The 11541-nt window shown below is 42.9% G+C and carries 13 protein-coding genes; 2 read left to right on the plus strand and 11 right to left on the minus strand.

Features of this window, described 5'->3' with window-relative positions; genetic code table 11:
• Positions 1-52 precede the first annotated feature (52 nt).
• Positions 53-568, minus strand: coding sequence for a single-stranded DNA-binding protein (gene ssb, locus HP456_RS13755; protein ID WP_172252027.1), 516 nt, complete (start codon positions 566-568; stop codon positions 53-55).
• Positions 569-644: 76 nt separating this feature from the next.
• Positions 645-932, minus strand: a complete 288-nt coding sequence (gene rpsF, locus HP456_RS13760) for a 30S ribosomal protein S6 (protein ID WP_172252029.1) — start codon at positions 930-932, stop codon at positions 645-647.
• Between the two features lie 282 nt (positions 933-1214).
• On the opposite strand from rpsF, the gene HP456_RS13765 reads away from it, so the two are divergent.
• A protein-coding gene (locus tag HP456_RS13765) for an IS3 family transposase (protein ID WP_376766215.1) occupies positions 1215-2572 on the plus strand; the annotation gives its coding sequence in 2 pieces (ribosomal slippage) (positions 1215-1677 and positions 1677-2572; 1359 coding nt in all).
• Positions 2573-2802: 230 nt separating this feature from the next.
• Here the strand turns inward: HP456_RS13765 and ychF are convergent.
• The 3 genes from ychF to HP456_RS13780 form a co-directional block, all read right to left on the minus strand.
• On the minus strand, positions 2803-3903 hold the full coding sequence (gene ychF, locus HP456_RS13770; protein ID WP_172252031.1) for a redox-regulated ATPase YchF: 1101 nt from the start codon (positions 3901-3903) through the stop codon (positions 2803-2805).
• Positions 3904-4145: 242 nt separating this feature from the next.
• On the minus strand, positions 4146-4343 hold the full coding sequence (locus tag HP456_RS13775) for a DUF951 domain-containing protein (protein WP_172252033.1): 198 nt from the start codon (positions 4341-4343) through the stop codon (positions 4146-4148).
• Between the two features lie 12 nt (positions 4344-4355).
• Complete coding sequence (locus HP456_RS13780) at positions 4356-5282, minus strand: mechanosensitive ion channel family protein (RefSeq protein ID WP_172252035.1); 927 nt, start codon at positions 5280-5282, stop codon at positions 4356-4358.
• Positions 5283-5782: 500 nt separating this feature from the next.
• Here HP456_RS13780 and yyaC point away from each other — a divergent pair, with 500 nt between their 5' ends.
• Complete coding sequence (gene yyaC, locus HP456_RS13785) at positions 5783-6400, plus strand: spore protease YyaC (RefSeq protein WP_172252037.1); 618 nt, start codon at positions 5783-5785, stop codon at positions 6398-6400.
• A 205-nt stretch (positions 6401-6605) separates the two neighbouring features.
• Here yyaC and HP456_RS13790 read toward each other — a convergent pair whose 3' ends face one another.
• The 6 genes from HP456_RS13790 to HP456_RS13815 form a co-directional block, all read right to left on the minus strand.
• Positions 6606-7319, minus strand: coding sequence for a DUF554 domain-containing protein (locus HP456_RS13790; protein ID WP_172252039.1), 714 nt, complete (start codon positions 7317-7319; stop codon positions 6606-6608).
• 113 nt (positions 7320-7432) lie between these two features.
• Positions 7433-8281, minus strand: coding sequence for a ParB/RepB/Spo0J family partition protein (locus HP456_RS13795; RefSeq protein ID WP_172252041.1), 849 nt, complete (start codon positions 8279-8281; stop codon positions 7433-7435).
• Positions 8274-9035, minus strand: coding sequence for a ParA family protein (locus HP456_RS13800; RefSeq protein WP_172252043.1), 762 nt, complete (start codon positions 9033-9035; stop codon positions 8274-8276). The genes HP456_RS13795 and HP456_RS13800 overlap by 8 nt, the downstream gene beginning before the upstream one ends.
• A 426-nt stretch (positions 9036-9461) precedes the next feature.
• Positions 9462-10322, minus strand: a complete 861-nt coding sequence (noc, locus tag HP456_RS13805; RefSeq protein ID WP_172252045.1) for a nucleoid occlusion protein — start codon at positions 10320-10322, stop codon at positions 9462-9464.
• 149 nt (positions 10323-10471) lie between these two features.
• Positions 10472-11188, minus strand: a complete 717-nt coding sequence (gene rsmG / locus HP456_RS13810) for a 16S rRNA (guanine(527)-N(7))-methyltransferase RsmG (RefSeq protein ID WP_172252047.1) — start codon at positions 11186-11188, stop codon at positions 10472-10474.
• A gap of 21 nt (positions 11189-11209) precedes the next feature.
• The coding region (locus HP456_RS13815; protein WP_512698754.1) for a tRNA modifying enzyme MnmG family protein at positions 11210-11541 on the minus strand (332 nt) is incomplete at its 5' end.

Consider the following 11541-nt stretch of genomic DNA (forward strand, 5'->3'; position numbering starts at 1 on the left):
CTCCTGCCATGTGATTCGCCTCCTATCATTTTAATTTTTTCGTATCGTTCGTTTAGAATGGCAGATCATCATCAGAAATGTCGATCGGCTGACCGTCATTTGCGAATGGATCCTCATCTACACGTGTATAGTTGTTGTTATTGTTGTTGTTGCGCTGTTGATTCTGATTCTGACTATAAGGATTTCCTTGGTCACGCTGACCTCCACCCGAATAGCCCGGACTTCCTCCACGATCACCTTGATTCGCACTGCGCGGTTCCAAGAACTGAACGCTTTCCGCTACGACTTCCGTCATGAACACACGGCGACCATCCTGTCCTTCGAAATTACGCGTTTGAATACGACCGTCAACGCCAGCTAAGCTGCCTTTTTTAAGAAAGTTTGCTACATTCTCTGCAGGGCGACGCCATACAACGCAGTTAATAAAATCTGCTTCCCGTTCTCCTGATTGATTCGTAAAACTACGATTCACTGCAAGTGTGAACGAGGCAACAGCCACTCCATTTGGAGTATATTTTAATTCAGGGTCTTTGGTTAAACGCCCTACTAATACAACTCGGTTCATCATCAGAATCAACCCCTTCCTTCTAGAATGCTGTTTCACGTGAAACAGGTATAGAAGTGTTTATCTTAAAACGTTCGGATTATTCTTCTTCTTTAATAACGATATGACGGATAATATCATCGCTGATTTTAGCTAAACGATCGAATTCGTTAACTGCATCAGAAGTAGCGCTCATCTTAACTAGTTGATAGAAACCATCACGAAAATCGTTGATTTCATACGCTAAACGACGTTTACCCCAATCTTTTGACTCGATGATTTCCGCGCCGTTAGTTGATAAAACGTTATCGAAACGCTCAACTACTGCTTTCTTTGACTCATCGTCAATGTTTGGGCGGACAATGTACATAACTTCGTACTTTCTCATCTGAATGTCACCTCCTCGTGGTCTATACGGTCCCTTCTTTACGAAAGGACAAGGAGCAATGCGTTCATTACTCACGAAATAGAATTATATCACAGCTTTTCTAGTATTGCAATATATCGTAGGATATCTGGTAGATTTTAATAATATCCGGTTTTGAATGCCGCTATTGATTTCCGTGGGAGGCTTCGCTTTCCGCGGGTAGCCCGTGAGCCTCCTCGTCACTGCGTGCGTTGCTCCCCTATTGTTGGACACCCCAACCAACAATAGGAGGTGCCCGCACTAATGGCTAAGTTTACCCTGGAATATAAATTACAAGTTGCCAAACATTTTCTAAATGAATTAGTCAGTTATCGAGAACTAGCGAATCAAGTTGGCGTAGATGAGTCCATTCTCCGTTACTGGGTGATGTTAGTTCGTTACCATGGGGATCAAGCTTTTGCCTTTCCCTATACAAACTATCCTTCTGCCTTTAAACTGAGGGTAATTCAATTTATTACGGAAAAGAATTACTCCATTCGAGAGGCATCAGCCATTTTTCATATCCCAGATCCATGTATGGTTCGCAGGTGGAAGAAAAAGTGGGAGACAGCTGGAGAAGATGCCCTTGAACCAAAAGAAAAGGGGCTTTCTACGATGACTTCCAATCAGAATAAAAAGGGCAAAGATAACTCTTCCAACCAGTCGGCAGAAGATATGAAAAAAGAACTTGAATACCTTCGTATGGAGAATGCGTATTTAAAAAAGCTGAAATCCTTAGTTCAGGAAGAACAATCACCAACGAAATCAAAGCGAAAGTAGTATATGAACTAAGGAACGAGTTTCCGGTGACTAGAACGATACAAGTAGCTAAGATGGCCAAAAGCACTTACTACAACCTCATAAAAAAATGGAACCGACCAGACCCTGACCGCAAATGGAAAAGAAGGATTAAATTCATTTACCATAGACACTCAGGGCGATTTGGATACCGTCGCATTACCGACGTCCTTCAGGAAAAAGGATTTACGGTCAATAAAAAGAAAGTACTTCGAATTATGAGAGATCTAGGACTTAAATGCATTGTGCGTATGAAAAAGTACAAATCGTATAAAGGAGAAATCGGAAAAGCAGCTCCAAACATCCTGAACCGTAACTTTAGAGCCCAGAAACCTAACCAAAAGTGGGTGACGGACATTACGGAATTTAAATTGTTCGGACAGAAGCTCTATCTTTCCCCGATTTTGGACCTGTTTAACGGTGAAATTATTACCTATACGCTCCAATCAAGACCGACGTTTGATTTGGTCGAAACGATGTTGGCACAAGGATTACAATACGTAAATGAAGGCGATGAACTCTTGATTCATTCCGATCAGGGCTGGCACTATCGAATGGCCCAGTACCGAAGGGCACTGAAAGAACATAACATCACACAAAGCATGTCTCGAAAAGGAAACTGTCATGACAACTCTGTCATGGAAAACTTTTTTGGGATACTTAAATCCGAATTCCTTTATTTACAGGAATTTGATAGTATCGAGCACTTTCAAGTCGAACTAGAAGAATACATGCATTACTACAATCATTTGAGAATTAAATCAAGATTGAAACGGAAAAGTCCAGTAGCTTATCGAAACAGTATCATTCAATTAGCTGCTTAATAAATAAGTGTTCAACTTTATGGGTCCAGTGCATGCGTTCCTGCGGGGTCTCACATTAGCTACTCTTCCGCAGGAGTCTTCGCCTCCCACTCCAATCAATAGCTGGAACCGGTTAGAATCAACAAAAGTTTAACATTTGCATCACCGTATGATTACTTGCTTCCAGATCAAATAGGTTTTTTAAAAAGAAAAAGACCGGATCCACGTCCAGTCTCTCTCATCAAAAAAACTTATACATTAAAACGGAAGTGGATAATGTCTCCGTCTTTTACTAGATATTCTTTACCTTCTAGGCGCACTTTTCCTGCTTCGCGTGCTGCTCCCATTGTTCCTGCTTCTACAAGGTCTTCATAGGATACGGTTTCCGCACGGATGAAGCCTCTTTCGAAGTCGGTGTGGATGACTCCGGCACATTGAGGAGCCTTCATGCCTTCGCGGAATGTCCAGGCACGAACTTCCTGCACACCAGCAGTGAAGTATGTTGCAAGACCAAGAAGAGAATAGGTTGCACGGATCAATTGATCAAGACCTGATTCTTCTATTCCAAGCTCCTGAAGGAACATTGCTTTTTCTTCATCATCAAGTTCAGCGATTTCAGATTCAATTTTCGCACAGACAACGATGACTTCTGCATTATCTTCTTTCGCGAATTTTCGGACTTTTTGCACATATTCGTTATCGGAAGGATCTGCGATCTCATCTTCACTTACGTTTGCCACGTATAATACTGGCTTTGAAGTAAGGAGGTGAAGCTGTTTCACAAGCTTCATCTGCTCATCGGAAAACTCAACCGTACGGGCAGGCTGCTCTGATTCAAGAACTTCTTTCAGCTTCACAAGGATATCATGCTCAAATACCGCTTCTTTGTCTTTTTGTTTAGCCATCTTTTGAACACGTGCAAGACGCTTATCGACGGTTTCAAGGTCAGCCAGAATCAATTCAAGATTAATGACTTCAATATCAGCAATCGGGTCTACTTTTCCGGATACGTGTGTGATGTTGTCATCCGCGAAACAGCGGACTACCTGACAAATCGCATCGACTTGGCGGATATGTGATAAGAATTTGTTCCCAAGCCCTTCACCTTTACTTGCACCTTTGACGATTCCGGCAATATCCGTGAATTCGAATGCAGTCGGAACGGTTTTCTTCGGGTCCACTAATTCAGTCAATTTATCTAATCGGTGATCAGGCACCTCTACAATTCCTACGTTCGGATCAATCGTACAGAAAGGATAGTTGGCAGATTCTGCACCTGCTTTTGTAATTGCATTAAAAAGTGTTGATTTACCAACGTTCGGCAAGCCAACGATTCCAGCTGTTAAAGCCATTTCGGTCACTCCTCATTATTGTTCTTATCTATGAAAAATCGTGATTGATGTTAACTCTTCTAAATGGACGAACCCTTCATAATTATAGAGATAATGGAGTGAAAAGACAAGTAGTGGTTACTGAACCTGAAAGGAGTAAAAAAACACCCGCCCGTAAAAAACGAGGGGGTGTTTAATAAGTATAACAAAGCCTGACCGCCGGAAGGGTTAAGCCTGTAAAGATATGGGTATGAAAGGAGTAATTATTCCTGCGAAGTTTCCAATACTTTTTTCATCTTTTTAGCAAATTCCTTCCGCGGGATCATTACGCTGTGGCCGCAGCCTACACATTTAATCCGGATATCCATTCCCATCCGGATCACCTTCCAGCGATTTGCTCCACAAGGATGAGGCTTTTTCATCTCTACAATATCATTCAGTTGAAATGTTTTTTGCTCCATTAGCCTTCCCTCCTATTCCTGATCGATTTCTCTTTTCCTTTCCTTTACAGGCAATGCCTCATTCTCCTCTGATCTGGAATACATCACCATGCGAGGGAATGGAATTTCGATACCGTGTTCATCAAGAAGCAGTTTCACGTCTTTGCGGATCATTCTCGCAATATACCAGTGCTTCATCGGGAGTGTTTCAGCGACAATCCTGATGACGACATCCGAGGCACCGAGAGTCTGCACCCCTAATAACTCTGGAGGGTTCACAAGATCTTCGTACTTCTGGGGAAGGGATAGAAGCAATTCCTGGATAACATTTTCTGCCTCTTGAATGTTTTCTTCATAGGCAATACTTACATCCACGACCGCAATACTATTATGGATGGAGAAGTTGGTTACTTCCGTGATATTACCATTAGGGAAGATATGAAGTTCCCCTGTCCAGCTTTTAATTTTCGTCGTGCGAAGACCGATTTCTTCAACCGTCCCTTCAGCAGACCCGATCCTGACATAATCACCGACAGAAAACTGATCTTCAAAAATAATAAAGAATCCGGTGATGATATCACGCACAAGGTTCTGCGCTCCGAAACCAATAGCAAGCCCGACAATCCCGGCACCCGCGATCAACCCTTTTATATCGATGCCAAGCGTCGACAGAATCGTCATCAAACTGATGAAGTAAACAACATAGGTCAACACATTCTCCAACAGTTTTAATAAAGTCGCTTCACGCCGCTCCGAAAACTTAAGAGGTGCTTTTGACCTTACTCTGAATACATTCCGGATGGCTGTCCGTCCCAATTTCAAGGCGAGATACGTAATGAGCATGATCGCGACAATCTTAATTGCACCTTGTCCCAGGGCTAACCAGAACTCATTATCGATTAGTTTATCTGCTGCATTATCAACAGCCTTTTTAACTTCTTCTTTAGGAGTCGCTGCCATATATTCACCTGCTTTTATGTAATAAGTATGTTTATTCTATCAAGTTTCCCTAAGCTTGGGTAGTTCTAACCTATACATCACAAATTAAAACGAAATTTTTTATTTTATGAAAAATCGACTTCATATATGTATGAAAAAACCAAATCGTCCGTATACTGTTAAAAAGAAATGCGGAGGCGGCTCGCTCAGCCCCGACAAGCATAAGATGAATGGGCCGGGAAGGCGCATTCTGCCTTCTTGGACCATTTAGCTTATGACCTCGAGGGGCTAGCCGCCGGAGCTGGACAATAGAAATGCGGAGGGGCTTCGCTCAGAGGCGGGTGACATAAGACGAATCGGACATGAAGGCGTTCTTTGCCTTCTTGGTCGGTTTGGCTTATGACATGTGCCTCTAAGCCCCGGAGCTGGACAATAGAAATGCGGAGGCGGCTCGCTCAGCCCCGACATCTCGACTGAAAAACACTTTCCTGTAAACCCTACTATTCAAAGGAGTGGAAGTTATGAATCTGAAAAAAGGATTATTTGAACGGAGGACCGAACCTTTTAGAGTCTATCATCAGGATGAACACGCCTCGAGGGATCTTTCTGTTCAATTGGCCTCCATACTTCCAACTCTTTACCGGACGCGCCCGATCGTCTTTGTGTGTATCGGCACAGACCGGTCGACTGGTGATTCGTTAGGTCCTTTGGTAGGAACGTTATTGTCTGAGCAGGCGATCGGGATCTTTCATGTTTACGGTACGCTGGATGATCCGATTCATGCCGTTAACCTGGAGGAAAGGCTGCAGGAAATCAAATCGAAGCACGTAAATGCATTTATCATCGGGATTGATGCCTGTCTTGGCCGATTGAAGAGTGTAGGTGCCATTCAGCTGTGTGACGGACCTTTGAAGCCGGGTGCCGGTGTCAATAAGGATTTGCCGGAGGTGGGCAATATTCATCTGACCGGGATCGTGAATGTCAGCGGTTTTATGGAATTCTTCGTTTTACAGAATACCCGTTTGAACCTGGTGATGAAAATGGCTAAGGCGATGGTGGAAGCCATTGTGCAAGCTGAAGATATCATCGAACGCCGAAATGCGATAAGCATTGAAAAATGGCGGGAGGAATTGCATTGAGGTTGATCGATAATATAAAAAGGGAGGCGCTGCTGCCTCCCTTTTTATATTTGATAAGAAAGTCTACTTTCTCCCTTGAGAATTGTCCTGCTCCAGCACTCAGCCCTCAATACGTCTCGGTCCGCCCAATGAAGTTAAAGGGCAGCTTCACCGTTCGGTCCGCCGACACTTATTGAGGCTGAACAGGGCGCTTCCGCTTTTCTCATTACATATACAAATGATACGCATGGATTACACCTACAACCATCGCCACAACGATAATACCGGGCAATAAGTTCGCTACCCGTATCTTGGTGATTCCGATCAGGTTCAGCCCGATCGCGAATATCATGATTCCGCCCGTTGCCGTCATCTCTACGATATAGGTATCCATCAGTTCCTGGGGCACCCATTGGTGGATCTGAGTTGCGAACAGGGCGATCAAACCTTGATAAAGAACCACGGGAACTGCAGAGAACATGACCCCGATTCCCAAAGTAGTCGTTAAGATCAAAGAAGTGAATCCGTCAATGATTGACTTTGTGTAAAGGACATCATGATCTCCCCTAATCCCGCTGTCGAGAGCACCGATAACAGCCATTGCTCCGATCACGAAGATAAGGGTGGCCGTTACGAACCCTTGGGAAATGGATGTTTCTTTCTTGCTCCCCAGTTTCTTCTCAAGCCATGTACCGACAGCGTTCAGTTTATCCTCTAAATTCATCCACTCTCCCCAGGCTGCCCCAAGTGCAAGACTGATGATGACAATAAGGAAGTTCTCGCTTTTCAGTCCCATTTGCAAGCCAAGGACCACCACTGCCAGACCAATCGCCTTCATCACGGTTCCTTTCATGTTCTCAGGAATCCGGTGCAGGAAAACTCCCAGCAATGTTCCGATGATAATACAAATTCCGTTTACAATCGTTCCTAACAGTACCATATGCGTTCCCCTCATCCAAACTAGAAATCGATTCTTGTTACCATTTACTTAAAAAGGGAAGAGGACTGACCTCCAGATACAGAAGGTCAGTCCTTTCTCTTGTAAAAACATTTTTACTTCTCTTGTAACAAATCTAAAATCCGATCCAGATCTTCCTTCGAGAAAAATTCAAGCTCTATTTTCCCTTTTTTCTTAGACTGTTTAATCGTCACGGTCGTACCGAAGCGTTCACGAAGCATGGATTCCTGTTCTTTAATGAATACATCCTTCTTCCTCTCAGGCTTCTTTGTTTCACGTGAAACATTTCCATTCATTTCTCCAACGATTTTCTCCAGTTGACGGACGTTCAAAGATTCCTTCAATATACGATTTACAAGGGTCGAGAGATTCTTTTTATTCTTCAACCCAAGCAGCGCCCGTCCGTGTCCCATTGTAAGCTTCCCTTCAGAAATCAGTTCCTGAATAGGGGAAGGCAATGCTAACAAGCGAATATGGTTGGCAATATGCGGACGGCTTTTCCCGAGACGTTTTGCTACTTCTTCCTGGGTGATTTTCAGCTTGTCCATGAGCATCTGATATGCTGCTCCCTCTTCGATTGGAGTTAGATCCTCTCTCTGAAGGTTTTCAATTACTGCAAGTTCCATCATCTGCTGGTCATTCAAATCCCTGACGACTACAGGGACGACTTCCAATCCGGCAGCGGTAGCCGCACGATAGCGCCGCTCACCGACAACAATTTCATAGCCCTTAATCGATCTTCTTACGATGATGGGCTGAAGTATACCATGTTCCAATATGGATTCCTTTAATTCTTCGATTCCGCCAGGCTCAAAAATCTTACGTGGCTGATAAGGGTTCGGCCGAATTTCTTTCAGCTTCACCTCTTGAACAGATTCTTCATTTTGAGTTGCTTGAACGTTTTGAAAGAGAGCGTTAATGCCCTTCCCTAAACCTTTAGCCATTCGCCACCACTTCCTTTGCCAGATCTAAATAAACTTCTGCTCCCCTAGACTTAGCATCATAAATAATGATGGGTTCCCCGTGACTCGGTGCTTCACTTAAGCGGACATTACGAGGGATGATCGTACGGTACACTTTATCTTGAAAGTACTTCTTAACCTCTTCGATGACTTGAATTCCGAGATTAGTACGGGCATCCAGCATGGTCAGCAGAACACCGTCAATCATCAATTCATGATTCAGGTGCTTTTGTACCAATCGTACAGTGCTCAGGAGCTGGCTCAACCCTTCAAGAGCATAATATTCACATTGAACAGGTATGACGACTGCATCAGAGGCTGTCAGTGCATTTATCGTCAGCAGCCCTAAAGATGGCGGGCAATCAATAATGATATAGTCATATTCGTCTTTAACTTTTTCTAGTGCTTTTTTTAATCGTACTTCACGAGATATGGTGGGGACCAATTCTATTTCGGCACCTGCTAATGAGATTGTCGCAGGTACGATTGAGAGATTTTCAACTTTTGATTGTTTGATGGTGTCGTTCACATCTACATCATCTACCAATACATCATAAATGCATTGATGAACATCTCCCTTTTCCACTCCAGCACCACTCGTGGCATTTCCTTGGGGATCTATATCTACAAGCAGAACTTTTTGTCCTATGTATGCCAAACACGCACCCAAATTAACGGAAGTGGTCGTTTTCCCCACACCGCCTTTTTGGTTGGTTACCGCTATAATTCTTCCCAAGGTTGTCACCTACCTTTTGACGTCCAAGATTGGTCGTTTTTTCTTCACAGTATTCTTCTATTCTATCAAAATTTGCGGGGAAATGTCTGTTTCTTTTTTGAAAATAATGAAAGCTTACGATCATGTCATTGGATAAAATCTTAATCTTAACCTTATCACCAAGAGAATTTTGCTAAAAATTGTCATATTTCCACGGAAATTATTTTGTGAAAAATATAGGTTTTTTATATAGTGAAGGAATAATCACGGACCGTTCCTTTCCGCTGCAGACCTTGCTTTCGCAGGGAGCAAGTCGAGCCTCCACGGCATCCTTTGGAAATCGAAGTCTTAAACGGAAATCAGCAGCGGTGTTTTGAAGAATACGTTAACTTTAAAGCAATAAAAAAACGAGAAACAACCAATTTGTGTTTCTCGCTTTTTACTAATCTATTTTTTCTTTGGAATACGGATGGTGAATTGGTAGAATTCGTCGTGCTCTTCTTCCTCGGCATTGAGGTTAATTCCGCTGTCCGAGACCATGGAGAGAGATTGACGGATTGTGTTCACGGCTATGCGCATATCCTTGCTGAATGCTTTACGCTTCGGTTTTGGTTTCGGGGCAGAGCCTTCCAGCATTTTCACGACTCTGTCTTCCGTTTGCTTAACATTTAAGCTTTTTTCGATGATTTCACCAAGAAGCTGAATCTGCTTCTCGGGTTTTTTTAATGGAATTAATGCACGTGCATGGCGTTCCGTTAGTTTCTTATCTAGTAACGCATGATGAATTTCTTCTGGAAGCTTTAGGAGACGAAGCTTGTTTGCTACAGTTGATTGTCCTTTTCCTAAGCGTTGAGCAAGTGCTTCCTGGGTCAGATTATGCAATTCCAACAGCTTTCCGTAGGCGATTGCTTCTTCAATCGGAGAAAGTTCTTCCCTTTGCAGGTTTTCGATTAAAGCCACTGAAGCTGTCTCGGTATCACTAAGATTTTTGACGATGGCCGGAACTGTTTCCCATCCAAGTTTCTGAACGGCTCTGTAACGGCGTTCCCCTGCAATAATTTCATACTGGTCGTCATTCGCTTGTCTTACTACGATCGGCTGAATGATCCCGTGTGTGTGTATCGTTCTGGATAGCTCTTCTATTTTTTCGTCATTGAATACCGTCCTCGGCTGAAAGCGATTAGGAACGATTTGAGCCACCGGTATTTTCTTAACCTCGTCCCGATCTTCCACTACACTTGATTCTTCAGATTCAACATCTTGCTCCTTTTCACCCAGGCCAAAAAAACGAGAGAAAGGATGCTTCATCTTCCTACACCACCTTTAAGAAACTCCCTATATTATAAATTCTCTAAAATTATGACAAGTTCCTGCCTCATATAGACATATTCACACAAATCACTACAGTAAAAGCATACCATTTATCCTATAAGGGAAGAACCAATCATGTTCTATTCCTACTCCAACGGTAATTTATTCGGTGTACCCGGTTTTCTTGGATACTTATTAGGTGTTTCTTTAACTTTATTTATTTTCACGATATTACGTTCACTTTCTTCTTCAGGAAGGACAAATGAAAACACTTTTTCTGTTTGTCCGCCAAGAGTCGCAATCGCTTTTTTTCCTGTCATCAATTCTTCGTTCGCATTTGAAGCCTTCATAGCTACAAATAAACCGCCTTTTTTCACGAGTGGCAGACAGAGTTCGCTTAACACAGACATTCTGGCTACTGCTCTTGCTGTTACTATATCATAGGATTCACGATGTTCCTTCTTTTTCCCAAAGGTTTCTGCCCGGTCATGATAAAAATGAGTATGATCAAGCCCTAATTCCTTTGATAAATGATTCAGAAACGATATACGTTTATTCAATGAGTCCACTATGGTTACATGCAGGTGAGGGAAGCAGATTTTCAGGGGAATGCTCGGGAACCCAGCACCCGCTCCGACATCACAAATTGTTTTCTTATCGGTAAAATCAATGAAAAACGCGGCACTGATTGAATCATAAAAGTGCTTCAAATATACCTCTTCCTTGTCTGTAATGGCGGTCAGATTCATCTTCTCATTCCACTCTACAAGGATTTCAAAATACTTCTGGAATTGATCTAATTGCTTGGGGGAAAGGGAAATCCCCTTCTCCGTTAAGCTGGATTGGAATTGTTCTGTATTCATGCTATTACCCTTCCTTTGCCTCTATTGATCGCCTGAAACCTTCGCAATTTTTCCTTGTTCGATATAAACAAGCAGAATCGAGATGTCAGCAGGATTGACTCCTGAAATTCTTGAAGCCTGCGCGAGTGACAACGGGCGCACTTCAATCAGTTTTTGTCTGGCTTCCGAAGCTAAACCGCTGATGGCTTCGTAATCAATGTTTTCAGGGATTTTCTTGTTCTCCATCTTTTTCAGCTTATCGACTTGTTGAAGGGATTTCTCTATATATCCTTCGTATTTCACTTGAATTTCGACTTGTTCTTCAACATCCGGAGAAAGTTCAATCTCGCTTGGAACAAGGCGCTTGATATGAC

This window comes from Bacillus haikouensis, from assembly GCF_013179555.1.
GTDB lineage: Bacteria > Bacillota > Bacilli > Bacillales > Bacillaceae_B > Rossellomorea > Rossellomorea haikouensis_A.

Bases quoted from the DNA above. Each gene is read 5' to 3' on its own strand.
- HP456_RS13780 (WP_172252035.1), bottom strand. From the start codon at position 5,282: ATGGCAGCGACTCCTAAAGAAGAAGTTAAAAAGGCTGTTGATAATGCA.
- yyaC (WP_172252037.1), top strand. From the start codon at position 5,783: ATGAATCTGAAAAAAGGATTATTTGAACGGAGGACCGAACCTTTTAGA.
- rsmG (WP_172252047.1), bottom strand. From the start codon at position 11,188: ATGAATACAGAACAATTCCAATCCAGCTTAACGGAGAAGGGGATTTCC.
- HP456_RS13775 (WP_172252033.1), bottom strand. From the start codon at position 4,343: ATGGAGCAAAAAACATTTCAACTGAATGATATTGTAGAGATGAAAAAG.
- rpsF (WP_172252029.1), bottom strand. From the start codon at position 932: ATGAGAAAGTACGAAGTTATGTACATTGTCCGCCCAAACATTGACGAT.
- HP456_RS13795 (WP_172252041.1), bottom strand. From the start codon at position 8,281: ATGGCTAAAGGTTTAGGGAAGGGCATTAACGCTCTCTTTCAAAACGTT.
- ychF (WP_172252031.1), bottom strand. From the start codon at position 3,903: ATGGCTTTAACAGCTGGAATCGTTGGCTTGCCGAACGTTGGTAAATCA.
- noc (WP_172252045.1), bottom strand. From the start codon at position 10,322: ATGAAGCATCCTTTCTCTCGTTTTTTTGGCCTGGGTGAAAAGGAGCAA.
- HP456_RS13790 (WP_172252039.1), bottom strand. From the start codon at position 7,319: ATGGTACTGTTAGGAACGATTGTAAACGGAATTTGTATTATCATCGGA.
- ssb (WP_172252027.1), bottom strand. From the start codon at position 568: ATGATGAACCGAGTTGTATTAGTAGGGCGTTTAACCAAAGACCCTGAA.